26 protein-coding genes are annotated in these 25,647 nt (G+C 63.3%); 17 read left to right on the top strand and 9 right to left on the bottom strand.

What is annotated here, in order from left to right; all coding sequences use genetic code 11:
• Positions 1–27: 27 nt before the first annotated feature.
• Positions 28–900 (bottom strand): crotonase/enoyl-CoA hydratase family protein, encoded by an 873-nt coding sequence (locus tag ACFELO_RS04800; RefSeq protein WP_440959433.1) that lies wholly within the window; start codon positions 898–900, stop codon positions 28–30.
• 1 nt (position 901) lies between these two features.
• A complete protein-coding gene (locus ACFELO_RS04805; protein ID WP_440959434.1) occupies positions 902–2,071 on the bottom strand; it encodes a CaiB/BaiF CoA transferase family protein in 1,170 nt (389 codons plus the stop codon).
• A gap of 118 nt (positions 2,072–2,189) precedes the next feature.
• On the opposite strand from ACFELO_RS04805, the gene ACFELO_RS04810 reads away from it, so the two are divergent.
• From ACFELO_RS04810 to ACFELO_RS04825, 4 genes are read left to right on the top strand one after another with little or no spacing between them, the layout of a single operon-like run.
• Positions 2,190–3,023: a sulfurtransferase gene (locus tag ACFELO_RS04810; protein WP_440959435.1), complete on the top strand. Its 834-nt coding sequence runs from the start codon at positions 2,190–2,192 to the stop codon at positions 3,021–3,023.
• Positions 3,020–3,562, top strand: a complete 543-nt coding sequence (locus ACFELO_RS04815) for an N-acetyltransferase family protein (RefSeq protein ID WP_440959436.1) — start codon at positions 3,020–3,022, stop codon at positions 3,560–3,562. Before ACFELO_RS04810 ends, ACFELO_RS04815 begins: the two co-directional genes overlap by 4 nt.
• Before the next feature lie 47 nt (positions 3,563–3,609).
• Complete coding sequence (locus ACFELO_RS04820; protein ID WP_440959437.1) at positions 3,610–4,602, top strand: NAD(P)H-dependent flavin oxidoreductase; 993 nt, start codon at positions 3,610–3,612, stop codon at positions 4,600–4,602.
• Positions 4,603–4,619: 17 nt separating this feature from the next.
• Entirely contained in the window at positions 4,620–5,222 is a 603-nt protein-coding gene (locus tag ACFELO_RS04825) for a hypothetical protein (protein WP_440959438.1), read from the top strand.
• A gap of 13 nt (positions 5,223–5,235) precedes the next feature.
• Here ACFELO_RS04825 and ACFELO_RS04830 read toward each other — a convergent pair whose 3' ends face one another.
• A complete protein-coding gene (locus ACFELO_RS04830) occupies positions 5,236–5,850 on the bottom strand; it encodes a TetR/AcrR family transcriptional regulator (protein WP_440959439.1) in 615 nt (204 codons plus the stop codon).
• 115 nt (positions 5,851–5,965) lie between these two features.
• Between ACFELO_RS04830 and ACFELO_RS04835 the strand changes: the two genes are divergently transcribed.
• The gene (locus ACFELO_RS04835; RefSeq protein ID WP_440959440.1) at positions 5,966–7,501 is read left to right on the top strand and encodes an amidohydrolase family protein; all 1,536 of its coding nucleotides are present in this window, start codon (positions 5,966–5,968) and stop codon (positions 7,499–7,501) included.
• 74 nt (positions 7,502–7,575) lie between these two features.
• Here the strand turns inward: ACFELO_RS04835 and ald are convergent, their stop codons facing one another.
• Positions 7,576–8,694, bottom strand: a complete 1,119-nt coding sequence (gene ald / locus ACFELO_RS04840) for an alanine dehydrogenase (protein WP_440959441.1) — start codon at positions 8,692–8,694, stop codon at positions 7,576–7,578.
• 211 nt (positions 8,695–8,905) lie between these two features.
• Here ald and ACFELO_RS04845 point away from each other — a divergent pair, with 211 nt between their 5' ends.
• From ACFELO_RS04845 to ACFELO_RS04875, 7 genes are all read left to right on the top strand, one after another.
• On the top strand, positions 8,906–9,367 hold the full coding sequence (locus ACFELO_RS04845) for an Lrp/AsnC family transcriptional regulator (protein ID WP_440959442.1): 462 nt from the start codon (positions 8,906–8,908) through the stop codon (positions 9,365–9,367).
• 54 nt (positions 9,368–9,421) lie between these two features.
• Positions 9,422–9,886: a preQ(1) synthase gene (gene queF / locus ACFELO_RS04850; RefSeq protein ID WP_440959443.1), complete on the top strand. Its 465-nt coding sequence runs from the start codon at positions 9,422–9,424 to the stop codon at positions 9,884–9,886.
• A gap of 186 nt (positions 9,887–10,072) precedes the next feature.
• Positions 10,073–10,966, top strand: a complete 894-nt coding sequence (locus ACFELO_RS04855) for an alpha/beta fold hydrolase (protein ID WP_440959444.1) — start codon at positions 10,073–10,075, stop codon at positions 10,964–10,966.
• 2 nt (positions 10,967–10,968) lie between these two features.
• Positions 10,969–11,361 carry a hypothetical protein gene (locus ACFELO_RS04860; RefSeq protein ID WP_440959445.1) on the top strand — a complete coding sequence of 131 codons (393 nt, stop codon included), beginning with the start codon at positions 10,969–10,971 and terminating at the stop codon, positions 11,359–11,361.
• On the top strand, positions 11,358–11,561 hold the full coding sequence (locus ACFELO_RS04865) for a helix-turn-helix transcriptional regulator (RefSeq protein WP_009801282.1): 204 nt from the start codon (positions 11,358–11,360) through the stop codon (positions 11,559–11,561). The genes ACFELO_RS04860 and ACFELO_RS04865 overlap by 4 nt, the downstream gene beginning before the upstream one ends.
• 153 nt (positions 11,562–11,714) lie before the next feature.
• Positions 11,715–12,224 (top strand): curlin-associated protein, encoded by a 510-nt coding sequence (locus tag ACFELO_RS04870; RefSeq protein ID WP_440959446.1) that lies wholly within the window; start codon positions 11,715–11,717, stop codon positions 12,222–12,224.
• Between the two features lie 73 nt (positions 12,225–12,297).
• Positions 12,298–12,732: a hypothetical protein gene (locus ACFELO_RS04875; protein WP_440959447.1), complete on the top strand. Its 435-nt coding sequence runs from the start codon at positions 12,298–12,300 to the stop codon at positions 12,730–12,732.
• Here the strand turns inward: ACFELO_RS04875 and ACFELO_RS04880 are convergent.
• Positions 12,729–13,271, bottom strand: coding sequence for a TIGR00730 family Rossman fold protein (locus tag ACFELO_RS04880; protein ID WP_440959448.1), 543 nt, complete (start codon positions 13,269–13,271; stop codon positions 12,729–12,731). The genes ACFELO_RS04875 and ACFELO_RS04880 overlap by 4 nt on opposite strands.
• A gap of 140 nt (positions 13,272–13,411) precedes the next feature.
• Here ACFELO_RS04880 and ACFELO_RS04885 point away from each other — a divergent pair, with 140 nt between their 5' ends.
• The 4 genes from ACFELO_RS04885 (at position 13,412) to ACFELO_RS04900 (ending at position 19,999) form a co-directional block, all read left to right on the top strand.
• Complete coding sequence (locus ACFELO_RS04885; RefSeq protein ID WP_440959449.1) at positions 13,412–14,410, top strand: LysM peptidoglycan-binding domain-containing protein; 999 nt, start codon at positions 13,412–13,414, stop codon at positions 14,408–14,410.
• A 51-nt stretch (positions 14,411–14,461) separates the two neighbouring features.
• Positions 14,462–16,294, top strand: a complete 1,833-nt coding sequence (locus tag ACFELO_RS04890) for an ABCB family ABC transporter ATP-binding protein/permease (protein ID WP_440959450.1) — start codon at positions 14,462–14,464, stop codon at positions 16,292–16,294.
• Positions 16,295–16,389: 95 nt separating this feature from the next.
• Complete coding sequence (locus ACFELO_RS04895; RefSeq protein ID WP_440959451.1) at positions 16,390–18,591, top strand: patatin-like phospholipase family protein; 2,202 nt, start codon at positions 16,390–16,392, stop codon at positions 18,589–18,591.
• Positions 18,592–18,715: 124 nt separating this feature from the next.
• The gene (locus ACFELO_RS04900; RefSeq protein WP_440959452.1) at positions 18,716–19,999 is read left to right on the top strand and encodes an NAD(P)/FAD-dependent oxidoreductase; all 1,284 of its coding nucleotides are present in this window, start codon (positions 18,716–18,718) and stop codon (positions 19,997–19,999) included.
• Between the two features lie 81 nt (positions 20,000–20,080).
• Here ACFELO_RS04900 and ACFELO_RS04905 read toward each other — a convergent pair whose 3' ends face one another.
• From ACFELO_RS04905 to ACFELO_RS04920, 4 genes are all read right to left on the bottom strand, one after another.
• Positions 20,081–20,284 (bottom strand): YgaP family membrane protein, encoded by a 204-nt coding sequence (locus ACFELO_RS04905; RefSeq protein WP_440959453.1) that lies wholly within the window; start codon positions 20,282–20,284, stop codon positions 20,081–20,083.
• A gap of 168 nt (positions 20,285–20,452) precedes the next feature.
• Positions 20,453–21,988, bottom strand: a complete 1,536-nt coding sequence (gene putP / locus ACFELO_RS04910) for a sodium/proline symporter PutP (protein WP_440959454.1) — start codon at positions 21,986–21,988, stop codon at positions 20,453–20,455.
• A gap of 53 nt (positions 21,989–22,041) precedes the next feature.
• Positions 22,042–23,334: a glutamate-5-semialdehyde dehydrogenase gene (locus ACFELO_RS04915; RefSeq protein WP_440959455.1), complete on the bottom strand. Its 1,293-nt coding sequence runs from the start codon at positions 23,332–23,334 to the stop codon at positions 22,042–22,044.
• A gap of 56 nt (positions 23,335–23,390) precedes the next feature.
• Complete coding sequence (locus ACFELO_RS04920) at positions 23,391–24,161, bottom strand: pyrroline-5-carboxylate reductase family protein (protein WP_440959456.1); 771 nt, start codon at positions 24,159–24,161, stop codon at positions 23,391–23,393.
• 272 nt (positions 24,162–24,433) lie between these two features.
• Here ACFELO_RS04920 and proB point away from each other — a divergent pair, with 272 nt between their 5' ends.
• Positions 24,434–25,588: a glutamate 5-kinase gene (gene proB, locus ACFELO_RS04925; RefSeq protein ID WP_440959457.1), complete on the top strand. Its 1,155-nt coding sequence runs from the start codon at positions 24,434–24,436 to the stop codon at positions 25,586–25,588.
• Positions 25,589–25,647 lie beyond the last annotated feature (59 nt).

Consider the following 25,647-nt stretch of genomic DNA (forward strand, 5'->3'; position numbering starts at 1 on the left):
GCAACGCCGTCATGGCGTTCGGCTCAGTCACTCCATGCGGTCATAGGGCGTCTTCTCGACCTCCGCCGCAATGGGATCGCCGCCATCGCGTTCGGCCACGGCTTGCTTGAAGCCCACCTCCTGGGCGCGCTGGCGGAACCACATGCCTTCAGGCGAATGCCGCGAGACGCCATCAAACACGGTCGCCAGCATCTGGGTGTTGGAAATGCCCATGGTCTCATAGGCCTGATTGACCACCATCTTGGTCATCATCAGCTGGTTCTTGGGCACGCCCTGCAAGCGCCCCACAAGACGGTCCACGGCGGCGTCGAGCTCGGCTTCGGGCACCGCTTCCAGCGCCAGTCCGATGCGCTCGGCCTCTTTGCCGTCAATCAGCTCGCCGGTCATCATCATGCGCTTGGCCTGCTGCGGGCCCAGGCGATACACCCACATGGACGGTGTGGGCACGCCCCAGACACGGGCGGGCGGATAGCCGATGCGCGCATCCTCGGCCATGATCACGAAATCACAGCACAGGGCGATGTCCGACCCGCCCGCCGCCGCGGCGCCATGCACGCGGGCGATGGTGGGCTTGTGACAGCGCCACAGGCTCATGAAGTCGAGCGTGTTCTGGTGCATGAAGGCGTAGTCGATCATCGGGTCCCAGGGCATGTCCTGGCTGCCCGGCAGCTCGCCTTCGCGCTCGGCGTAATCCTTCAGGTCATAGCCGCCGCAAAAGCCTTTGCCCGCGCCTTGCAGGACGATCACATGCACCGCCGGGTCGCGTTCGGCCTTTTTGATGGCGGCGGCGATGTCGCCGGGCATCTTGTCATTGATGGCGTTCAGGCGCTCGGGACGGTTCAGGGTGATCGTGCAGACCCGGCCTTCGACCGAGTACAGCAGGGTGGAAAATTCGCTCATTTCAGTCTCCGCAAATGCGTGCGATCAGGGCGTCATCCACCCCGGCTTTTTCAAGAACCATGCGGGTGTCTGCGCCCAACTTGCCCGAGCAGGTCGCGCCCTGGCCGGGGCGTTCGCCGTCAAAGCGGGCCGCTGCGCCGGGCAGGCGCACCGGGCCGGGGCCGTCCGCCTCGCCCTCATAGGTGAAGCCGCTGGCGGCGAGCTGGGGATGGGTCAGAATATCCTCTGATGTGTTGACCTTGCCTGCCGGCACGCCCGCACTGCGCAGACGGTCCAGCAAGTCATCCACGGACTGGTGCTCGGCCAATGGCGCGCAGGTCTCGCGGATGAAATCCCAGTTGATGAAGCGGCTGGCCATGTCCGCGCAGCGCGGATCATCGAGCAGCTGGGGCGCCCCGACCACTTCGCACCAGGCGACGAACTCCTTTTCAGACAGCATGACCACGACGAACCAGCCATCGGCCGCCTTCCACGGACGATAGACCTTGGCGATGTTGGGGCCGGGCTGAAGCGGGTCCTTCAGCGTCAGGGGCATGTGCACATCCATCCAGCTGAAGGCGAGGGCGGCTTCCAGCATGGACACCGCCACATGGCGGCCCGCGCCGTCGCGCTCACGCCCCACAAGCGCGCTGGTGATCGCCTGACACAGATAAAGCCCCGCCACCTTGTCGCAGATATATTGCGGATAGAGCTCAGGCTCGGGCTTGTCCGGGCGGGCGGCGAGCCCGCTCTCGGCCTGGATCACCGGGTCATAGGCGCGCACATCGCTCAAGGGATCCCACGGGCCGAAGCCGGTCACTTCAGCGACGATCAGCCCGTCATGGCGCTTGCGCAGGCTGTCGGCGTCGAGCCCCAGCTTCTTCGCGGCGGCGGGGCGATAATTGTGCATGACCACGTCAGACTGCTCGACCAGCGGGGCGAGGGCGGCGCGGCCGTCCTCTGTCGAAAGGTCGAGGCTGATCAGCGCCTTGCCGCGGTTGAGCGTCTGGAAGGTGGAGCTGGAGCCGTCCTTGGCGATGAAGCCCAGACGGCGCACGAGATCGCCGCCGGGCGGTTCGACCTTGATGATATGGGCGCCCTGCTGGGCGAGCGTCAGGCTGGCGATGGGACCGGCGACGACTGTCGTCAGGTCAAGCACTCTCAGCCCGGCCAGGGGTGTGGCTGGGGTCATGGTCTCCTCCCGTAAGCGCGCGATTTTTCGCGTCATTTCGTCCAGACTGGCCCAGCCTGATGGCGCGGACAAGACAAGCTGATACGGTGAATGCGATTAGTTCGGGAGAATCGCCCTGATGCGGGAAACGGTGACAATCAGCGCGATACAGGCGCTGGCCGAAGCAGACCCGGTTTTTGTGGAAGCGAGCTGGTTCCTGCCCGGATCGGGCATGACGGGCGAAGAGGTGTTCGAGGAGCGGCGCCTGCCGCGCGCGGTCTATTTCGACATTGATGGCGTCTGCGATGCGACCTCATCCTTGCCTCATATGGCGCCCGGCGCGGCGGCCTTCGCCCGCTGGCTCAGCTGGCACGGGCTCAGCGGCGGCGAGAAGTTCATCATCTATGACCAGACATCCATGGTGGGCGCCGCGCGGGTCTGGTGGACCTTCCGCCGCTTTGGCTGCGATGTGCGCATTCTGGACGGGGGCTTGAGCGCCTGGCGCAAATCGGGTGGCGCGATCGAGAGCGGCGAGATATTCCGCCGCCATCCCGCCTTCGAGCGCACCCCGCGCATGATCTGGGACGACACCGTCACCTGGGAAGACGTCTCCCACGCCACCCGCTCGGGCAAGGCGCTGGTGGTGGATGCGCGCTCCAAGGGCCGGTTTGAGGGCACGGAACCCGAACCGCGCAAGGGCCTCAAGTCAGGCCATATCCCCGGCTCGATCAATCTGCCTTTCCCGCAGCTTCTGACCCCTGAAGGCAAGCTGAAGACCGAAGACGCGCTGGAAGCGGCTCTGCCGCGCATCAGTCGCGACACCCGCATCATCACGACCTGCGGGTCGGGCGTGACGGCGGCGATCCTGAGCGCGGCCTTCCTCAGCGCCGGGTTCCGGGATGTGCGCCTGTATGATGGCAGCTGGGCCGATTGGGGCGCCCGCGATTTGCCCGTGGAGACCGGCCCGGCATGAGCGTGACACTGACGGTGCATGACACGCTGGCGGATGCGCCAGACCCGGTGCGCGCGGATGTGTGGGCGCTTGTGTGTGAGGCGGATGACGCCTTCTGGCCGCCCCTGCGGGCGCGCACGCCGGAGCAAGGCCTGTCGGTGGGCGCTGGCGAGGTGCTGGACGACGAGCCTGATGCGTACTGGGCGTCGATCCAGTCCCATGCGCTGATCACGGCGGAAGAGGGCGGACGCGTGCTGGGCATGATGAGCGTGGCGCGGGACAAGCGCCTGGATGCGCTCGATCTGACGGCCAGCGCCTATCTGTCGACCCTGATCGTCAGCGAATCTGCGCGCGGCCGGGGGCTCGCCCGTCAGCTCTATGCGCGCCTGTTTGATCTGGCGCGCAGCTGGTCGGAGGCGCCCAATGTGGCCACCCGCACCTGGAGCACCAATGCCGCGCATTTGCCGCTGATCGCCCAGCTGGGCTTTGAAGAAAGATTACGCCTTAAGGATGATCGTGGCGTCGGGATCGACACCGTGTATTTTCTTAAACCGCTCTGAGCGCTTTTCTTGCGCGAAAACTGCGCTAGCCTGACCACAACACTGTTATGCCAACCGCAGGGGAGGAAGCCCGCGTGTCCGAACTCAAATGCCTCAAAGGCAAGCTGCGTCTGCCCGTCATCGGCTCGCCGCTGTTCATCATCTCCAACCCCAAGCTGGTCATCGCCCAGTGCAAGGCGGGCATTGTCGGCTCGTTCCCGGCGCTGAATGCGCGCCCGCAGAGCCAGCTTGATGAATGGCTGGACGAGATCACCTCCGAACTCGACAGCTATAACAAGGCCAATCCGGACGCCCCGGCGGCGCCGTTTGCGGTGAACCAGATCGTCCACCGCTCCAATGACCGTCTCGAGGCTGACCTCGCCAGCTGTGAGAAATACAAGGTGCCGCTGGTGATCACCTCGCTAGGCGCCCGCGAAGAGCTGAACCAGGCCGTGCATGGCTGGGGCGGCGAGACGATGCACGACATCATCAACATCAAGTTCGCGCACAAGGCGCTGGAAAAAGGCGCGGACGGCCTGATCCCGGTATGCGCCGGCGCGGGCGGCCATGCCGGCACTCTGTCGCCCTTTGGCCTCGTCAGCGAGATCCGTGAGTTCTTTGACGGCCCGATCGCGCTGTCAGGCTCCATCTCCACGGGCGCCGGTGTTCTGGCGGCTCAGGCGCTGGGCGCGGACTACGCCTATATGGGCTCGGCTTTCATCGCCACCGAGGAAGCGCGCGCCAGCGACGCGTACAAGCAGTCCATCGTCGACAGCACGGCGGAAGACATCATCTATTCCAACCTCTTCACCGGCGTGCACGGCAATTATCTGCGCAAGTCGATCGAGGATGCCGGGCTTGACCCGAACAACCTGCCTGAAAGCGATCCGTCCGCGATGAACTTTGGCTCGGGCGGCAATACCGACGCGAAGGCCTGGAAAGACATCTGGGGTTCGGGGCAGGGCGTGGGCTCGATCAAGAAGGTCCAGAGCGCGGGCGCCTATGTGTCCGAGCTGCAGGCCCAGTACGAAGCCGCCAAGCAGCGCATCTGCGGCGGCTAGGCCAGGAAGACGGGGCGATGGGGGAAATCGGCGCGCTTCTGGGCAGGATCATCAACAACCTGCCTGACAGCCTGTTGCTGGAGTCGCTCATACTGGGCGCTCTGGCGACGGTGCTGACCGCTGTAATCCGTGTGGTCTGGGCGGGGTCGAGCTGGCTGATCGAGCGGGCGGTGTTCCTTCTGTCCCGCTCTCTCACCCATCACGTCATCTATCTGGGCCCGGTGGAGGCGTTTCCGCCTGGCATCCGCTTCAGCGTGCTGATCATCCGTTTCGGCACGGACCAGTACATCTCCACCATGGCCAGTGATCGCGAGCGCATGGTGGGGCGGCTGCAGCTGAAGATTTACCCGGCTGAAGTGCGCGGCAAGAAGGATGGCGCCTATCTGTCCTTCCGGGTGCCGGTTCACAAGCGGCTGGGCACCCAGTTCAAGATCTTTGCGGATGTGGAGCCGGGCGTTGAACTCGATGAGATCATGCAGGTCTTCAACGACAATGAGGAAATTCACGAGGTCAGCGTGTCGGACAGCAAGTTCGACCGCCGCATCTATTTCCTGCTCAAGGACTACGCCCAGACCCAGACAGTGGACGGGCCGGTGAACAATTTCATCTTCCCGGTCTGAGGCATCTGGAGCCTCACCCCTTCACCTCATGCACCCGCATCAGGATGGCGTGGATCATCGCGTCCCGCTCTTCCGGCGTGCGCGCGTCGAGCTGCATGGGCGCGGTCGCACGGCCTGAGATGATCAGCTCGGCGAGACCGTGCACCACTGACCACGACGTCATCAGCAGGGTGGTGCGCCGGGTTTCGTCCATCTCATCGGGATAGAGCGCGTTGACGCCATCGGACAGCTTGGCGAAGGCGGCCAGAGACGCCTCGGCGAAGTCGGGATGGCTGCGGTCAGGCTTTTCTGACGCGAACATCAGCTGGAACAGCGCCGGATGGGCTTCGGCGAAATCCACATAGCCCAGCCCCAGCGCCACAAACTGGTCCACGGCGCCCGGTCCGGTCTGCGCCTGCCGTTTGTCCTGCGCGGCGATCAGCCGCCGATACCCGTCTGCGCCCAGTGCGCTCAGAAGTCCGGTCATATCCTTGAAGTGATGCGCCGGGGCGGCGTGGCTGACATTGGCGCGCTTGGCGGCGGCGCGTAGCGAGAACCGCTCCAGCCCGTTTTCGGACAGTTCGCCCTCCGCCGCCTTCAAGAGAAGGGCGGGCAGATCGCCTTTATGATAGGGCTGCTTAGCGGTCATGGCGGTTTTCCGGGTGGGCTTTCGATTTCCAACTTGACACTGACAAGATAGCGCGGCTAGCCTATCTTGACAATGTAAAGATACAGGCGTGGTCAGACGCCTTGAGGAGATAACAATGTTGAAATGGGGCCTTCGGATTCTGGGCGTCTTCGTTCTCTTGAACGTGCTGGGCGCAATCGGCGCCTTTGTGGTGATCGACCGCTCGATCGTGGAGATGTTTGGCGGGCGCACGCCCGTCATCGCGCTGGAGCCGTCTCATGAAACGCCAGAACGCTATGTGCTCGCCAATGTGCGGGTGCTGGAGCCGGGATCAGAGCGGTTCTCCGCGCCTATGGATGTGGTGATCGAGGGTGGCGTGATCGCTGATATGGGCCCGGATATGGCGCAGCGGGCCAACGCGCCGGTGATGAATGGCGAGGGGCGCTATCTGATGCCGGGCCTGACCGATTCCCATGTGCATTTATGGAACAGCCAGAATGATCTGGCGCTCTATCTCGCCTATGGCGTCACCCAGATCCGCGAGATGCACGGCCTGTCCCATCATCTTCAATGGCGCGACGAGATTGCCGAGGGGGATCTTCTGGGCCCTGACCTCTATGTGGTGGCCGCCCAGATCGCGACCTATGACTTCGCCGAAGGCCTGTGGCAGTCCTGGACCTCCAAGCGCAATGTCGCGCGCACGCCGGAAGCGGCGGACCAGATGGTCCGGGATCTGGCGGCGGAAGGCTATGACGCGGTGAAAGCCAGCAGCTATCTCAGCCTGAGCGGCTATCAGGCGGTCAGCGCGGCCAGTGAAGACGTTGGCATTCCGCTGGTGGGCCATATCCCAGTGGCGGCGCGGCTGGATGATCTGTGGGTGTCCAATCAGAGCGAAGTCGCCCATGTGGAAGAGTTGATCAAGGGACTCGATCGCGACTTTGGCGGCTATGGCGTCAGCACTGCCGGTGAGTATCTGGACTATGTGATGACGCATCGCGACGCGGTCGCCCGGCACATGATCGACAATGAGATCGTGCTCGCCTCTACGCTAGCGCTGGTCTCGAGTTTCGCCCAGCAGAAGACTGACACCGAGGACGCGCTTGAAACCGCGCCGGTCAATCTGGTCAATCCCGGCGTCGCCGAGGGGCGCGCCATGGGCTGGCTGCCGGATGTGAACATCTATTCGGTGCCGCAACAGTATCGCAATGAAGGCTGGCGCGACCGCTACCAGACCTACTGGACCACCTATGCCCGGGCGCAGCAGCTGATGTTCGAGGCTGTGCTTGAAGCGGGCGTGCCCATGGTGGCGGGGACAGATGCGAACGTGCCGGTCATGGCGCCAGGCTATTCACTGCATCAGGAGCTGGCGGCTCTGGTTCAGGCCGGGATGACGCCTGCGCAAGCGCTGGAATCGGCGACAGGAACGCCGGGCCGGTTCATGGACTGGAATACGGGCCGGGTGCTGCCGGGATTCCGCGCCAATCTTCTGCTTCTGAACGCCAACCCGCTCGAAGACATCCGCAATATCAGCCGCATCGAAGCGGTGGTGATGCATGGCGAGGTGCATGCTCGCGACGAGCTGGATGCTTTGCTGGATGCGGTCGTGGCCGCCAATGACAGCGCGCGTCAGACGCCGCTCGATCCGGCCTGGCGGCAGCCGGTAACCCGGTAAGAACCTGGCCTCACAGGCCAGAAAAAACCCCGGCTCATCGAGCCGGGGTTTCAGGTTTCGAGCTGTAAGAGGAGTTACAGCACGGTCAACCAGTCGGGCTTCACATAAGGCACGCCCAGATCGTCGGCGGCGTCCTTGAAGGTCACCTCGCCCTCGGCGACGTTCAGGCCGCGCGCGAGGTGGATGTCGTCATTGAGGGCTTTCTTCGTGCCCTTGTCGGCGAGCGCCAGGGTGAAGGGCAGGGTGGCGTTGGTCAGCGCCAGCGTCGAAGTGCGCGCCACGGCGCCCGGCATGTTCGCCACGCAATAGTGCACGATGCCGTCCACGATATAGGTCGGGTCCTGGTGGGTGGTGGCGTGCGAGGTTTCAAAGCAGCCGCCCTGGTCGATCGCGATATCCACCAGCACTGCGCCTTCTTTCATCGTCGCCAGCATGTCGCGGGTGACCAGTTTCGGCGCAGCTGCGCCCGGCACCAGCACTGCGCCGATAACGAGATCGGCTTCCGCCACTTCCTCGGCGATGGCGCCTTGAGTGGAGAAGCGGGTCTTCACCTGACCGCGGAAGAACTGGTCGGTTTCCGCGAGCTTCGGCAGGGAGCGATCGAGCACGGTCACGTCCGCCCGCAGGCCCAGCGCCATTTCGGCCGCGTGAGAGCCGGACACGCCCGCGCCCAGGATCACGACCTTGGCCGGGGTCACGCCCGGAACGCCGCCCATCAGCACGCCGCGGCCGCCCGCGGCCTTGTGCAGGGCGTTCGCGCCCACATGCACCGACATGCGGCCCGCCACTTCAGACATCGGACGCAGCAGTGGCAGACGGCCGTTTACGTCGGTGACGGTTTCATAGGCGATGGCGATGCAGCCGGATTTGCGCAGGCCTTCGACCTGTTTGGGATCGGGTGCGATGTGCAGATAGGTGAACAGGGTGTGGTGCGGCTTGAGCATCGCCGTTTCGGACGGCTGGGGCTCTTTCACCTTCACGATCAGCTCGGCGGTGTCGAACACAGACGCGGCGTCCGCCAGGATCTGGGCGCCCGCCTCAACATATTCCTGGTTGGAGAAGCCTGCGCCATTGCCGGCGCCGTCCTGCATATAGACCTCATGGCCATGCGCGATCAGCTCGCGCGCGCCATTGGGGGTCAGGCCGACCCGGTATTCGTGGTTCTTGATCTCGGTCGGAACACCAATGCGCATCAATCTGCCTCCCGGCTGGCCGAGCCTGTATGGGGGAGGGCTCGACGGTGTGATTTTGCGCGGAAAATAGGGATTATGTGCAGTATCCTGCAAGTAAAATTGTGATGTTCGAATTATTTTGCGTTTAGGTGTCAAAATGCGCCATGATGCGCTGCGTCATTGCACGTGTTCAGCGTGCCGACGCTAGAAATTTCGACGAACGGAAGACTGCATGAAACTCGACGATATCGACGCCGCCATTTTGGGCGCGCTTCAGGAGGACGGACGTCTGACGAACGCCGACCTCGCCGAGCGAGTCGGTCTGTCGCCGTCCGCCTGTCATCGCCGGGTGAAGGCGTTGGAAGGCGAGGGCGTAATCGGGGGATATACCGCGCTGCTGAACGCCAATCGGGTCGGTCGCGGTCTGACCGTGATCGTGCTGGTGACGCTGGAGAACCAGAAGCGCGAGACCATGGAGGCGTTCGAGCGGGCCGTGGCGGGGATCGAGCATGTCAGTGATTGCTATCTGACCACCGGGGCGGAGGACTATTTCCTCCAGCTTCAGGTGCGCGATGCGCGCGATTACGAGCGGGTTCACCGCGAGCGCCTGTCCGGCCTGCCCGGCGTGGCGCGGCTCGTCTCCAACATCGCCATGCGCACGGTGTTTTCCCGGCGGGCGATGAGCGTTCAGTAACGCAACAGGCCAAGCCCCATTGCCGCCAGCGCGCTTCAGCGCTAAATCGCGCGCATGACCGATGAACGCTATTCCAAGCTGGACATGCTGGGCTCGGACGCGAGAGCGGCCGAGACCCCTGAAGAGGCGCGTCTTGAGCGGGTTGAGAACCCCACTCGGAACGCCGACTACATGATCCGCTTCGCCTGTCCGGAATTCACCTCGATCTGCCCGGTGACCGGCCAGCCCGATTTCGCCCATCTCGTGATCGACTATGCCCCGTCCAAATGGATCGTGGAGAGCAAGTCGCTGAAGCTCTTCCTTCAGAGCTTCCGCAATCATGGCGCCTTCCACGAAGCCTGCACGACCATGATCGGGCAGCGCCTGGTGGATGAGCTGGACCCCAAATGGCTGCGTATTGGCGGCTATTGGTATCCGCGCGGCGGCATCCCGATTGACGTGTTCGCCCAATGGGGCGAGGCGCCCAAAGGGCTGTGGATCCCCGATCAGGGCGTGCCGTCCTATCGCGGTCGCGGATAACACATTTAAACGCATGAAGATTTAAGCCCTCCCGGCGCTCGCCGGGAGGGTTTTTTCTGTGCGCTTCGCTCTGGTCAACCCGACAGAATGACAGGTAGGTCGGTATTTTTGTCAGGTGTTGTTGACATGTGTGATGGGTGTCAGGTATGCATGACATATCGTCAGCTAGTCCTGAAAGGACGCAATATGTGTTCGAAAAACTCCAATCGCATCGGCGCCTTTGTCGCCATCGCTGTCGGCGTGGCCGTGGCGATTGTTTCCGCCAATCAGGCCCGCGCTGAAGACCGGGTCGTGGTTGAGCGCTCCGGCGCCGAGCAGGGCGCCAGCGTGGTCTACATTCCCGGCCTAGCCACGCCGGGCGCCGTCTACGGACCCACGGTCGAGCGTCATTCGGACTGGGACAATCATGTCGTGACCCTGAAAGGGTTCGGCGGCGGCGCCCAAGCGCCCGAAGCGCTGGAGAATGTGGTGGAGGGCGCCGCGCTCGACATCGCCGCATATCTGGAAACGGAAAACCTGCAAGATGTGGTGCTGGTGGGCCATTCCATGGGCGCACAGGTGGCGCTGCTGACCGCGGGCGCCGCGTCAGACCGGGTCGCTCATGTGATGGTCGTGGATTCTGCGCCGTTTCTCACCGGTCTTATGCAGCCGGGCGCGACGCCGGACATGATGGCGCCGCAGGCGGATGCGATCCGTCAGCAGATGAGCAATCTGCCGCGCGACGCCTATCTGGGGATGATGGCGCAAGGCCTGTACGTGCAGTCCATCACGACTGAAGGTCAGGCTCAGGTCATGAGCTGGATCGAAGGCGCGGACCAGATGGCGGTTGCCGCGGCCACCGCCGAGCTGATGTCCACCGACTTTGCGCCGTATCTGGCTGATGTGCAGGCGCCTGTGACCCTTCTGTATGCCGAATTCCCTGAAATGGCGCCGGAACAGATCCGCCAGATGTTCGTGAGCCAGTATGAGGGCAAAGTCGAACTCGAGGCGCGCGGTGTGGCCGACTCACGCCATTTCATCATGCTGGACCAGCCTGAGCGCTTCGCCGAGGAAATCGAGCGCGTGGTGGAAGGAGATTGATCATGACCATGACCCCTGCCGCGAAGACCTATATGCGGCGTATGCTGATTGTGATGGGCGCCTATATGGTCCTGCTGTTCGGCGCCGTCTGGGCTGACAACCATCTGGAACTGAGTCAGCCGCTCCGCATTGTCCTCAGCCTTCTGCCTGTCCTGCCAGTCATCGCATGCATCGGAACGATCATCGCCTTTGTCCGGGCCATGGATGAGGTGCAGGCCCGCATCGTGCTGGAATCCACCCTGATCGGGGCGATCGTGGTGGCGGTGGCGAGCTTCACCTACGGCATGCTGCGCGGCGTGACCGATTGGCCCGGGATTTATGAGGTCTGGTATCTGCCCGCCTTCATCGCCGTATCGGGCATCGCGCAGATCTTCGTGAAAAGGCGCTACCAGTGAAGAACCGTATCCGAGTACTTCGCGCGGAGCGGCGCTGGTCCCAGGCGGATCTCGGTGAGCGGGTCGGCGTCTCGCGCCAGGCGATCAATGCGGTGGAGACCTCCAAGCACGACCCGTCCCTGTCGCTGGCTTTCAAGATCGCCGAAGCCTTCGAGGCGAAGATCGAGGATGTCTTCGATCCCCATGGCGAGCCGGACTGAATAGCCCGTCGCCTTGAATTCGCCCCGTCAGTGAATGGCCTGTTCAGCTCAATCAATTGAAGCTGAACAGGCTTTTCCATTCGGGTTCAGCAAGCCTCTGCCAGTCTCTCCTTGTCACGGACGCTGATGTCCGATCTGAAAGGGAGACACTCCATGCTCAAACGCTCGCTTTTCGCTGCTGGCCTCGGTCTGACCGTCCTCGCGCTGGCGCCGACCGCACACGCCCAGTCACGCAATTCCATCGAAATCCGTCAGTCCGGTTACGCCAATGAGCTGGCCGCTCGCGTGGACGGTCATCGCAACCGGCTGAGCCTTGAACAGCGCGGCGTGCGCCAGTTCATCTCCACCTTGCAGGACGGCACGCGCAATGGTGCGCAGGTCTCCCAGGAGGGCGGCGACAATCAGGCCGGCCTCAACCAGCAGGGCCGCCGCAACCGTGTCGTCATCGGTCAGGAAGGCTGGCTCAACGACGCCTTCAGCTCGCAGTCAGGCTACGGCAATGTGGTCGGTGTCGCCCAGATTGGCGAGGGGCATCAGGCCATTACCAGCCAGGAAGGCTCCAACAATGCGCTGGGCGTCATCCAGATCGGCCGTGGCCAGTTCACCGATGTGCGCCAGACCGGGTCAGGCAATGTGACCCTCGTCATTCAGGGCGGCTTCTAGGTCATGACGTGAAAAATGTGTGAGACGGCCGGCTCCCGGCGTCGGCCGACACCCCCAAACAGGAGGAACAGCCATGCGTATGACATCCATAATTCTGGCGATCTCCGGCTCTGTCGGCCTCGTGGCGGCCTGCGCCCATGCGCAATCTGAGACGGTCGCCGGCTCTGACGCCAAAGCGCCATCGCCTTGTGCGCTCAGCCTGATGCAAACCGATACCGGACGCGCGCTCATCGCCGAAGCGGCGCCCGGTCTGGTCGGGCGCTGGTCTCTGCAGGCAGGTGGTCCTGCAATGATGATGGAGCAGTCCGGCGATCTTGAAGATCGTCCGGCGGATCAATGGCGGCTGGCGCGTCTTGATCTGGCGTCCCCGTCTGGCCCCGCGCCAGAACTGGACACACTGCGTCCCGGTCAGACTGTGATCAGCGGTTCACCCGATACTCCGGTGTTCGCGTCCTTACAGATCGAGGATGAGGCGGGACGCCTGATTTGCACCGCCGAGCTGGGCTAGGCCGTCCACTCGCTTTCAAGGCGGTTGATGGCGGCGTCCGGCTCCGCGTGAAAGCTGATGGTGCGGATCACATTGTCTTGAGCGAATCCGGCGTCGACCACTTTCAGGAGCAGGGTTTCCAGAGGTCCCCAAAACTCTGCATCCAGAAAGGCGGCGGGTTTCTCGTGGCGGCCCAGCTGGCGCAACATGATCATGTCGAAGATTTCTTCGAGCGTGCCCGCGCCGCCCGGCAGGACGAGAAAGCCGTCCGCTTCTTCAACCATGATGGCCTTGCGGGAGGCGAGGGTGGCGGTGATGCGCGGCTCGACGCCTTCTTGCAGGCCTTCCAGCGGAATCAGGAATTCGGGGATGACGCCCAGAACCTCGCCGCCTTCTTCGAGTGCGGCCCGGGCCAGTCGGCCCATAAGCCCCGACTCAGCGCCGCCATAGACCAGTCGAAGCCCTTTGCGGGCGATGGCGCGGCCCGTGTCTTCAGCCAGTTTTGCAAATCGGGCGTCACTGCCCTCGCTCGATCCGCAAAATACGCAGATGCTCCGCATTTTCGCCTCACAAATTTTCGATAAAGTCTGCAAACGCGGATTGAAACGTACAGACGAGACGTTCAGCATTACCAAGATGGCGCATTCGGCGCGAGGCTTGCATAGCAGTGCCGACCCGTCAGAACGTGAGGAGTACGCTCATGGCCGCAACGCGGTCCTTTCTGATTGCCACAGCCCTGCTGATCATCGCCGTCGCCGCGGCGGCGATCTTCATTGTCATGCGTCCCGGTCCCGGTGTGATCGGCGCGCCCGACACGCCTGCCGCCACGCAACCGGCCCAGTCACCGGCCCAGTCGAGCCAGGAGACTTCAGCGCTGATCCCGCCCACCTTCGATATTGTGCGCGTGGATCCGCGCGGCACTGCAGTCATCGCAGGCCGCGGCGCCCCGGGCTCTGAAGTCGTGCTGATGGTGGGGGAAGAGGAAATCTCCCGCGTCTCCATCGATAATGCCGGCGAATGGGTGATGATCGTGGATCGTCCGCTGCCCGCCGGCTCGGTTGAGCTGTCGCTTCTGATGATCACGCCCGCCGGTCAGGAAATCCGCTCCGATCAGGTCGTTGTGGTCTCTGTACCGGAAGGCCGTGATGAAACCCCGCTTGTGGTGCTCGGGCGTCCGGGTGAGGCGAGCCGTGTCCTGCAGGGGCCGTTTGATGGCTTGACTGTAGGCCCGCTGTCGCTGTCCACCGTGGACTATGATGACAGCGGCGCCGTGATCTTCGCCGGTCGGGCGGATCCGGGCTCTGATGTGCGGGTTCTGGCCAATGGCGATGTGGTGGGCCGCACCACGGCGGATGATGCCGGGCGCTGGGTGATCCGCGCCGGATCTGCATTTGCGCCGGGCGTCTATGACCTGCAGGTGGACCAGCTGGATGAAGACGGCCGCGTGACGGCTGTCATCGTCCTGCCGTTCGAACGGGCCGAGCCCGAAGCGGCGCGCGCCGCCCAGCAATCGGGCCGTGTCATTGTGCAGCCGGGCAACTCGCTCTGGCGGATCGCCCGTCGTCTGTATGGCGAAGGTCTGCAGTACACGGTGATCTACGAAGCCAATCGCGATCAGATCCGCGACCCCAATCTCATCTATCCCGGCCAGGTCTTCAACGCGCCGGGCGATGAGGCCGGAGACGACTCCCGGCAATAAGGCGCCGGGGCGGCATGGTGCCGCCCCGCACCTCGCCCTAAATAGGGCTTCATGCGACATCACGATTCCGCCAATCCCACAGAAGGCCCCGCACCCGAAGGGCGTCTGGGGGAGGCCATTTCACGCCTTCTCGCCATTCTGGCCTCTGACGACATGCGGCGCTGGCGCCCACGCATGGCGATCGCCTTTCTCATCACGCTGGCGTCCAAGGGCTTCGCGGTGGCGTCGCCGATCGCCTTTGGCGAGGGGGTGAACGTTCTGACCCGGGGCGCCGTGGATGGCGCACTGGCGATGGGGCTGTTCGGTTCTGCGGCGCTGATGTTTCTCGCCTATGGCCTGTTGCGCTTCGCCTCGACCGGGGCGCCGCAACTGCGCGACGCGATCTTTGCCCCCGTCTCCCAGGACGCGCAGCGCCTGACCGCCGTGCAGGGCTTTGCGCATGTGCAGACCCTGTCGCTGAGCTTTCATCAGACCAAGCGCACCGGCGCGATGAACCGCATCATTGATCGCGGCGCCAACGCGGTCGATTTCCTGCTGCGCTTTCTGGTCTTCAACATCCTGCCTGCGCTGGTCGAGCTGGTGCTGGCGGCGGTCGTGGCGGCGGTTCTGTATGGCTGGGCGTTCTCGGTGATCATCGTGGTGGCGGTCATCGCCTATGCCGTGGTGACCGGGCTGATGACCGAATGGCGGGTGAAGCTGCGCCGTCAGATGAACGAGGCGGACACCGAGGTGAACGCCCGCGCTGTGGATACCCTGACCAATTTTGAGACAGTGAAAGCCTTTGCCGCTGAACAGCGCGAGGCGGACCGGTTTGACGCGGCCAAGACGCGTTATGCCGAGGCGGCCTCAAAGTCTCAGCAGAGCCTCGCCGGGCTGAACGCGGCTCAGGCCGCGATCATGAATGGCGGCCTGCTGGCGGTGGCGCTGACGGGCGCCTTCAAGGTGCTCAATGGCCAGCTGGAGGCCGGCGATGTCGCCGCCCTGACGCTGATGCTGATGAATGTCTATCAGCCGCTGAACATTCTGGGCTGGGCCTATCGCGAGATCAAACAGGCGAGCGTGGATCTCGAACGCCTGTTCCAGACCCTCAAGCTCAAGCCTGAAGTGGCTGACAAGCCCGATGCGCCCGCGCTGGCGCTCAAGGGGGGCGGCGTCCGGTTTGAAGGCGTTAGCTTTGCTCATGATGGCCGTGACCGGTCTGTGTCCGATGTCAGTTTCGAGATTGCGCCGGGCAGCTTTGTGGGCCTCGCCGGACCGTCGGGCGCGGGCAAATCCACGCTGCTGCGCCTTCTGTTCCGTTTTTATGATCCTGATGAAGGGCGTGTGCTGATTGACGGGCAGGACATCGCGGGCGTCACCCAGTCGAGCCTGCGCAATGCGCTGGGGCTGGTGCCGCAGGATGTGGTCCTGTTCAACGATACCTTGCGGGAGAACATCCTGTATGGCTGGCCCGAAGCGGATGAGGACGCCTTGTGGGATGCAGTGGAGCGCGCCCGGCTGGGCGAGTTTGTCCGCTCCCTTCCCAAAGGGCTTGAGACCCGGGTCGGCGAACGCGGTTTGAAACTGTCCGGTGGTGAGAAGCAACGGGTCGGCGTCGCCCGGGCGATCCTGAAAAACCCGCCCATCCTCATTCTCGATGAAGCGACCTCGGCGCTGGATTCCGAAACCGAGAGCGAGGTTCAGGCCGCGCTGGCCGAAGCGGCGCGCGGGCGGACGACCATCGCCGTGGCGCACCGTCTGTCCACCATCGCCAAGGCCGATCAGATCATCGTTCTGGAGGATGGCCATGTGGTGGAGCAGGGCGATCACATGGCGCTGCTCGGTCAGGAGGGGCGCTACGCCTCCATGTGGAGACGCCAGGCCGAGGCGGGTGAGCTGGCGTAATTCGCCGGGTATTTGGCAGGTCGTTTTTTCGACCCATTCGTGCATAAGAACCGCTTGGCCTGACGGGACGCAGGCTCTGACCGGGACATGGGCGAATGATGACCTCTTTTCTCAAGGCCGCTTTGGGCGGCCTGATGCTGGCGGCGTCTGCGTCGGCGTCTGTGTTCGCCTGTGATTTTGACGACGCGGACGGGCCGGACGTGGCGCTGGTGCTTAGCGGCGGCGGCGCGCTCGCCAGCACCCATGTGGGCGCGCTCAAGGAAATCGAGGCGCTGGGCGTGCCGATCCATTGCGTGGTGGGCACATCCATGGGCGCCGTGGTTGGCGGGCTATACGCCGCGGGTTATTCGGCCGCCGAGATCGAGGACATTTTCACCTATACCGACTGGGCCGAGGTGTTCAGCGGGCGCCCGCCGCGCGAGGACCAGTCCTATCTGCAGTCCGAACGCTCATCAGACTATCTGACCGGCGCACTGATCGGGCTGGGCGATGACGGTGTGCGTCTGCCCGGGGGAATCCGGTCGATGCGCGGTCTGCGTCGGCATTTTCGCGAGCTGACCTTTCATGTGCCCATGGATGCGGACTTCAACGCCCTGGCGATCCCGTATCGCGCTGTGGTGACGGATTTCGCCACAGGTGAAGCGGTGGCCCTGTCCTCAGGTGATCTGGTGCAGGCCATGCTGGCGAGCATGGCCGTGCCCGGCGCCTTCCAGCCGCGCGAGATCGAGGGCGCGCTTTATGTGGATGGCGGCATGGCGGCTCAATTGCCGGTGCGCATGGCGCAGGCTATGGGCGCCGACATCATCATCGCCATCGACACCACGGTCGAACCGCCTGCGCCCACAGCCTCGCCCAGCCTTGCAGATACGATGCAGCAGCTGATCCGCGTTTCGGTCTGGCGCAATCGGCAGGAAGACGTTTCCCATCTTGATGCGGATGACCTTCTTCTGACCCCGTCGCTGGACGGGCTGAGCACCACGGCCTTTGAGCGCGCCCCGCATGGCGTGGCCTCAGGTCAGGCGGCGGCGCGCGCCCAGGAGGCCCGGTTGCGGGAGATCGCCGCGATTGCTGCGCCCTCCCGGGCCCGCGTGCTGGCGCGCACCCATCCTGCCCAGATGGCGGATGCGGACCTGCGGGTGGTCAACAATACCGCGCTCAACGACACGCTCTTGAGTGCACGCGCCAATGTGCGCCCGGCGCTGGAAGATGATGAAGCGGTGCTGAGGCGTCGTCTGAACGCCCTGACGGCATTCGGCGCGCTGGGCGAAGCCGATCTCGCGCAGGACACGCATGGGCTCGTGCTGATGGTGGATGAGCGCGATATCGGGCGCAGTCAGCTGGAAGGCGGGGTGCGTCTGTCGAACACGTTTGAGGGCGATTCCACCTTCTCCGTGCTGGCGCGCTATTCCCGGCGCCCGTTCTCGCATAGGGGCGGAAATTTCAGCCTGTCCATGGAGCTTGGGACGACCAACGGGCTTGAAGCCGTCCTGCAGCAGCCCTTCGGGGCGGCCGGGCGATATTTTTATGAGCCGAGCCTGTACTACGAAGGGGAGGAGATCCCGCTCAATATCGGCGATTTGCGGCTGGGCGAATTCTGGGACCAGAAGGCGGGCGGGCGTCTGCGGTTTGGTCGTGAGCTGGGTGATTGGGGCGTGATCTATGCGGGCGGCGAAGTGCGCCGGGGCCGCACAGAGACCAAGGTGTCCCTGCTGGGGGACATCGATCCTGTGGTCTACACGCTGGCCGGCTTCGGCGGCGGGTTGCGGGTGGATACACTGGACCATGTGAGCTGGCCCACCCGGGGCGTCGCCCTGAGTGGTGAGGTGTATCAGCTTTACAGCATCGGGGATGACGGCTCGGACACCATCCAGCTTGAAGCCTCTGCGCTGCGCACATTCGAGCTGGGCGATGGAACGCTTCTGGCCGGGTTCCGAACGGGCGCGGTCCAGAATGACAATGATGACCCGGTGGATCTGATCTCGCTCGGGGGCTTCCGGTCCATCTCCGCCTATCCCCAGAACGCCATTCCGACGAACGCCTATGTCTATGGCTCTCTGGAAGCCTATGAGCGGCTGGACCAGGCCGGCGCCCTGTTCAACGTGCCGGTCTATGTCGGCGTCCTCCTGGAAGCGGCTCATGTGGAGCTTGATATTCTGGGGCCGGGCGAGGCGGGCGCCACCTATTCAGGCGCGCTCTATCTGGGTGTGGACACCCTGCTGGGCCCGGTCATTCTGGGCGGCGCCATCGGTGAGGAGGGGGCGGGCGGCGTCTTCTTCCACCTGGGGGGGTCCTTTTAAATTATACACTTTTGATAATTGATATGCGACTATCTGCCTTATGGCGGGTAGAGGCCATCGGGTCGATGCTGACCGCCAGAAAACAGACCTCCGCAAGAGAGGCTGCATCAACGGGAGGAGCAGCATGGCTGATATCGTTATCCTGGGTGCGGGTCTGGGTGGATTGCCCATGGCCTTCGAAGCGCGTGAACAGATGCGCAAGACGGACACCATCACGGTGATCAGTGACTCCGCGACATTCCACTTCACCCCGTCCAACCCCTGGGTGGCGGTGGGGTGGCGAGACGCCGAGCAGATCAAGATCGAGCTGGCGCCGCTGCTGAAAAAGCGCGGGATCGGCTTTATCCATTCCGCCGCCAGCAAGGTTCATCCCGACCGCAATGAAGTCGCGCTGAGCAATGGCGAGAGCGTTCGCTATGACTATCTGATCATCGCGACAGGGCCCAAGCTCGACTTTGACGCCATTGAAGGGCTGGGCCCGCATGGCGGGCATACCCAGTCGGTTTGCCATGTGAACCATGCCGAGACCGCGCATGAAGACTGGCAGCGTCTGCTGGCCGATCCGGGGCCGGTAATCGTTGGTGCGGTTCAGGGCGCGTCCTGCTTCGGCCCGGCCTATGAACATGTCTTCACTCTGGAAACCGATCTGCGCCGCAAGAAGATTCGCGATCAGGTGCCCATGACCTTCGTGACGTCCGAACCCTATATCGGCCATCTGGGCCTGGATGGGGTGGGCGACACCAAGGGCCTGCTTGAGCATGAGCTGCGTCAGCGCTCGATCAAATTCATCACATCCGCCCGCATCACCCGGGTGGAAGCAGGCCTGATGCATGTGGAAGAGGTGGGCCGTAAAGGCGAGGTTGTTGAAACCCACGCCCTGCCATTCAAGCATTCCATGGTTCTGCCGGCCTTCAAGGGCGTGGATGCGGTCTTTGGTGTTGAGGGGCTGGTGAATGAAAAGGGGTTCGTGCTGGTGGACCGCCATCAGCAGAACCCCAACTGGCCGAACATCTTCTCGGTCGGCGTGTGTGTCGCCATTCCCCCGATCGCCAGCTATCCGGTGCCTGTGGGCGTGCCGAAGACGGGCTTCATGATTGAATCCATGGTGCGGGCGGCGGCGCAGAACATTCGCGCCCTGATCGACGGGCGCCCCATGAAGCATGAATCCACCTGGAATGCGGTCTGCATCGCGGATTTCGGCGATGGCGGCGTGGCGTTTGTGGCCATGCCGCAGATCCCGCCGCGCAATGTGAACTGGGCGCTGGAAGGGCGCTGGGTGCACATGGCGAAAGCCGCCTTTGAAGGATATTTCATGGGCAAGATGCGCCGCGGGGTCAGTGAACCCTTCTATGAGCGCATGATGCTGGACATGCTGGGCATCACCAAGGTGCGCGACAGCAAGAGCTGATCAGCTCTTCAGACCCAGACAAAGAAAAACCCCGGCGCTGGGGACGCCGGGGCTTCTCGCCTGACGACTGGGGCGAACCTTCTAGGAAAAGGCGCCGCCAGGCTTCACCCCCATGGCCTTGAAGATCATGGCGGCGGGACAAAAGCCGGTGAAGCTGGACTGAACCAGGTTCAGGCCCACGAACGCTGTCAGCAGCAGCCAGTACGGGCTGTAGAGCTGAGACAGCAGCAGCGATACGAGAACCATGGTTCCCGCGAGAAGGGTGACTGCACGTCCGATAGTCATTTTCGCCTTACTCATTATCAGTTTTGATAATTGATAACTGATATGAGGTCCAGCGCCGATCTCTTCAATGTGGCGGACTGACGCGGCATCAAATTTTTTGACGGCTCATACGAAAACGCCGGCCCCATGAGAGGCCGGCGTTTTGCTGAACGAGGCAGGGCGAAGCGCCTAGCCGTGTTCTTCGATATGCGCTTCCATAGCGTCGTATTGCTCTTTCACCTTGCCGCGCGGCGGTTTGGTGACGGCGTCCGTGATCAGGATGGCGAGAGTGGAGGCGATGAAGCCCGGCACCATCTCGTACATGATCGAGGACAGCGAATTGCCATCGATGGAAATCGGCGCATAGAGCCAGAACAGCACCACGAGAGCGCCCGTGACCATGCCGGCGATGGCGGCGGAGCGGCTCATATTGCGGCGATACAGGCTGAACAGGATCAGTGGGCCGAAGGCGGCGCCGAAACCGGCCCAGGCGTTGGACACCAGATCGAGGATCGAGCTGGAGCGGTCAAACGCCAGCGCAATGGCCACCAGCGACACGACCAGCACCGACAGACGGCCGATCAGCACCAGTTCCTTCTGGCTGGCGTTGCGGCGCAGGAAGGTCTTGTAAAAGTCTTCCGTCAGCGAGCTTGAGGACACCAGAAGCTGGCTGGAGATCGTGGACATGATCGCCGCCAGGATCGCCGCCAGCAGGAAGCCGCCCACCAGCGGGTGGAATAGAATCTGGCTCATCAGGATGAAGATGGTTTCGGGATCGGTGAACTCGATATGGGCCTCTTCGATCACCGCGCCGTTCTGGGTGACGAAGGCGAGGCCGAATATGCCGGTCAGCACCGCGCCGATGACCGTGACGATCATCCAGCTCATGCCGATCCACCGCGCCACGGCGACATCCTTGAGGGTGCGGATCGCCATGAAACGCACGATGATGTGCGGCTGGCCGAAATACCCAAGACCCCAGCTCATCGCCGAAATGATGCCCAGTATGCTCATGGATGTGAGCGGGTCGGGTATCATCGACATGTAGTGCGGTGCGTCTGAAGCGGCGCGGGTCGTCGCCAGGATCTCGCCCAGCCCGCCCAGCTGGGTGAAGGCGACGATGGGCACCATCACAAGGGCAATGAACATGATCACGCCCTGCACGAAGTCGGTCAGGCTGACCGCCAGGAAACCGCCGAACAGGGTGTAGGCGATCACCACCCCCGCCGTCACGAACAGGCCGAGGCGGTAATCAAGGCCGAAGCTCGCCTCAAACAGCTTGCCGCCCGCGACGACGCCGGACGAGGTGTAGAGCGTGAAGAAGATCACGATCACCACCGACGACAGGATGCGCAGCACACGCGTGTTGTCGTGAAAGCGTTTCTCGAAATAGTCCGGAATGGTGATCGCGTCGTCTGCGACCTCGGTGTAGACGCGCAGCCGGGGCGCCACGAGCAGATAGTTGAAGTACGCCCCGATGACGAGGCCCACGGCGATCCACGCCGCGCCAAGGCCAGAGACATAGACCGCCCCCGGCAAGCCCATTAGCATCCAGCCCGACATGTCGGACGCGCCTGCGGACAGGGCGCCGACGGCGGGGTGAAGTTGACGCCCGCCCAGCATGTAGCCGGACACGTCGTCCGTGGATTTCTTGTAGGCGTATAGCCCGATGCCCAGCATCAGAACAAAATACGCACCAAGCGATACAAGCGCTTCAACTTGCATGATGGCCCCCGAGTGAACGCGTTAAAAGGTTCGATAAATCTATGTTTTTGGGCTTACGGCCGGGTCTGGCCGTTGCCGCGGACACGGTATTTGAAGCTGGTCAGTTGCTCCAGCCCCACTGGTCCGCGCGCGTGCATTTTACCCGTCGCAATGCCGATTTCCGCGCCCATGCCGAACTCGCCGCCATCAGAGAACTGGGTGGAGGCGTTGTGCATGACCACAGCGGAGTCGATCTCGTTAAGGAAGCGCTCGGCCACGCCCGCGTCTTCGGTGACGATGGCGTCCGTGTGGGCTGAAGAGTGCTCGGTCACGAAGGGGATGGCCTCATCGGGGCCGTCCACCAGCTTCAGCGACAGGATGGTGTCGAGAAACTCGGTATAGAAGTCCTCATCGGTCGCGGGCTTGATGCGGGAGTCGATCTCGCGCGCTTCGGCTTCGCCGCGCACTTCGCAATCGCCCAGGGCGTCCATCGCCATCGGCAGGAAGTCTTTGGCGATGCTGCGATCGACCACAAGACTCTCTGTGGCGCCGCAAATGCCGGTGCGGCGCAGCTTGGCGTTCTTGACGATCGCCGCCGCCTTGCTGAGGTCCGCCGCCGCGTGGACATAGGTGTGGCAGTTGCCATCCAGATGCAGCAGGGTCGGCACGCGCGCCTGATCCCGCACCAGCGAGACAAGGCCCTTGCCGCCACGCGGGATCACCAGATCCACGTAATCGGCGCAGGTCAGAAGCGCCTGCACGGCGTCGCGGTCCGTGGTGTCGATCATCTGGATACAATCGAGCGGCAGCTCCGCCGCTTCCAGACCCTTGGCGAGGCATTCGACGATGACGCGGGTCGAGTTCAGGCTTTCAGAACCGCCGCGCAGGATGACGGCGTTGCCTGATTTCAGGCAGAGTGCGCCGGCGTCCGCGCCCACATTGGGGCGGCTCTCATAGATCATGCCGATCACGCCCAGCGGCGTTGCGACCCGTTCGATGGTCAGCCCGTTCGGGCGCTCGGTCGTATGCAGCACGCGACCGACCGGATCGGGCAGCTCGGCGATCTTTTCCAGCGCATCCGCGATCGCGCCCACCCGTTCATCATCCAGGATCAGACGGTCAATGAAGGCGGCGGGCTTGCCAGCAGCCTTGACGCTTTGGACATCCCTGGCGTTCGCCTCCAGCAGCCGTCCGCAATTGTCGCGAAGGGCCTGGGCGGCGGCGGTCAAAGCCTTGTTCTTGCGCTCGGTCGAGGCAGAGGCGAGCGAGCGGGCGGCGGTCGCAGCGCGACGGCCCAGCTCATTCACATAGGCGGTGACGTCTTGGGTGTCGGTCATGTCTTTCATCCGGCTGAGAACAGCGGTCATACGGTGGCTGGCTCCTTTGTAGCGTCTGTTATCGGGGGCGGGCGAGTTAAAGCTGATCAGCGCAGTTCAACCGCGCGCGAATAGGCGGCGTTGAGCGCGGCGTTGAGACGTTCATCAAGCACGCCGTCGCCATTCAGGGCGTTCACGCCCGCAGCGGTGGTGCCGCCCTTGCTCATGATCGAATTGCGCAGGTCCTCGAACCCGGCTTCGTCTTCAAGGGCGAGGGCCATGCAGCCCGCGACCGTCTCGATGACGAGGCGGCGCGCATCCTTGGGGTCAAAGCCCTGAGCTTCGACCGCTTTCTGATAGGTGCGGGCGAACTCGAACACATAGCCCGGGCCGCTGCCCGCGGCGGCGGTGATGCGGTCGATCTGGTCTTCCTCATCAAGCCAGATCGCTTGCCCAACGGCTTCGCCCAGGATGGTTCCGAGCTCCTTGTGGTCTTTGGTGGCGCGGTCATCGGCATAGAGGCCGCTGACGCCGCGCCCCACGCGGGCGGGCATGTTCGGCATCAGGCGCAGCGCGCTCACGCCGCCAGCGGCTTCGGAGACCTTCGCAGCGGACGCGCCGGCGGCGATGGACACCACACAACCCGTTTCCTTGAGGAATTTGGCGGCGGGCGGGATGGCGACATCGATCAGCTGGGGCTTCACGGCCAGGATCATGGCGTCGAAACGCTCATCCTGAGGCAGATCCTCCACTGACTTCACCCATTTCGCCCCGAGGGGCAGTTTGGGTTCGCCAGGGTCGACGACCGTCACTCCGACGCCGCCGAGCTTGATCCACCGCGAAAGCAGGGCGCCGCCCATGTTTCCGCATCCGACCATAATCAAATTCCAGCGCACGATGCCTCCGTCTCTGCTGTGCAACACATGTGCGTCAATCCAGTATGACGCGACGCCGCATCATTTAGATGACGAAGCAAGCTATTTCAACTCGATGCACAGTTTAGAGGCTGAAACTTCCCGTAAACTACGCTTTTATGAGGCTTTATCGGGGCTGGAAATTCACGGGGCCTGCCCTTGAAATCTTTCGAACAAAAAGTATGTTTCCTGCGTCTGAGCGGCATACTGCGCCGCGTCACAGGAGAGGTATTGTTTTGTCAGATCGCCAACGCGTCGTTGTTAAAATCGGCTCATCGCTGCTCGCGAACGAGGAGCATCTCACCCTGCGCTACGCCTTCATGCACGGGGTGATGGAGGATGTCGCCCGGTTGCGCGACGAGGGCATAGATGTCGTCCTGACCTCGTCAGGATCGGTGGCGATCGGTCTGTCGACAATTGGAGTCGCGCCTGAAGAGGCCGGCCTTCTGGACAAGCAGGCGGCGGCCGCTTGCGGGCAACCCCTCCTGATGAACGCCTACAAGCAGATCGCCCTTGAATACGGTTTTGATATCGCGCAGGTGCTGGTGACGCTGGATGATCTTGAGGATCGCCGGCGCTTCCTGAACACCAAGAACACCATCACGCGCCTGATCGAGCATGGCGTCATGCCGATCGTGAACGAGAACGACTCGGTGACCACCCAGGAGCTGAAGGTGGGCGATAATGACCGCCTGGCCGCCAAGGTGGCCCAGATGGTCCAGGCCGATCAGCTGGTGATTCTGACCAGTGTTGACGGTCTTTACGACCGCAACCCGGAAGACGAGGGCGCCCAGCACGTTCCGGTGGTCGAGGATGTGTCTGAATATCTCGAGGTCACGAGCTCGGTGAGTGCGCTGGGCACTGGCGGCATGCTGACCAAGATGCGCGCCGCCAATATGGCCCAGAATGCCGGGGTTGAGACCATTATCGGTCAGGGCGAGGTGGATCGTCCCGTGTCAGCCCTGCTCAAGGATGAGCGTCGCCACACCAAATGCGTGGCGCTGGGCGATCCGGACAGCTCCTGGGCGATCTGGCTGACGGACCGCTTGCAGCAGGCCGGCGGCCTGGTCGTGGACGAGGAGACCGCCGTCAAGCTGCGCAAGGATCGCACCGATATCGGCCGTGAAGCCGTGGTGTCCGTGCAGGGCGAGTTCAACAAGGGCGATGTGCTGCACATCTATGATGAGGCTGGCGAAGAGCTGGCGCGCGGCATGTCCAACTTCACCTCGGCGGAGATACTGCTCCTGGCCCGGAACACCGACATGGAGCCGTCTGATCTGCTCGGCTACGAATCAAAGCCGCGAATCATCTCTGCGGACAATATGGCCGTGCTCAAGGAGCACCATTTGCCCTGGGATGCGCCGACGGATTCGGTGCGCATGGTCAGCTAGGCTCAGGCCTGTCTGAACGGGACTGAAGAGAGGGGCGCGTCGAGCGCGCCTTTTCTTTT

Origin of the sequence: Oceanicaulis sp. LC35 (genome assembly GCF_052055585.1) — a bacterium.
GTDB lineage: Bacteria > Pseudomonadota > Alphaproteobacteria > Caulobacterales > Maricaulaceae > Oceanicaulis.